Source organism: Parachitinimonas caeni, from assembly GCF_030129945.1.
GTDB classification, from domain to species: domain Bacteria; phylum Pseudomonadota; class Gammaproteobacteria; order Burkholderiales; family Chitinimonadaceae; genus Parachitinimonas; species Parachitinimonas caeni.
Genome location: NZ_JARRAF010000277.1, coordinates 1 through 255, shown reverse-complemented (window position 1 = coordinate 255; position 255 = coordinate 1). Strand labels below are relative to the sequence as shown.

The 255-nt window shown below is 56.1% G+C and carries 1 protein-coding gene; it reads right to left on the bottom strand.

The features are described from left to right. The coding region (locus PZA18_RS24680) for a hypothetical protein (RefSeq protein ID WP_284103525.1) at positions 1 to 255 on the bottom strand (255 nt) is incomplete at both ends.

The window sequence follows — 255 nt, the reverse complement described above, 5'->3', positions numbered from 1 at the left end:
CTGGGCATCCACCAACTGTGAATAGCCAGACAGCCCCGGTTCGGCGAAGTTGATACGGAACGGTTGCAGGTCCCAGGCTGCCTGGTTAGGGACGGTAATGGTCTGCTGATACTTGGCTTGCAGTCGGCCAGTCAGCTCGAAACTCCAGCCAGTGACGCTATAGCCACCGATGGCTCGCCAGCCGGTTTGCGGATTCTTGCTGGTGCTCAGAATCTTCCAGTCGTTGTAATACTCCTTCCAGATTCGTTGCCATTC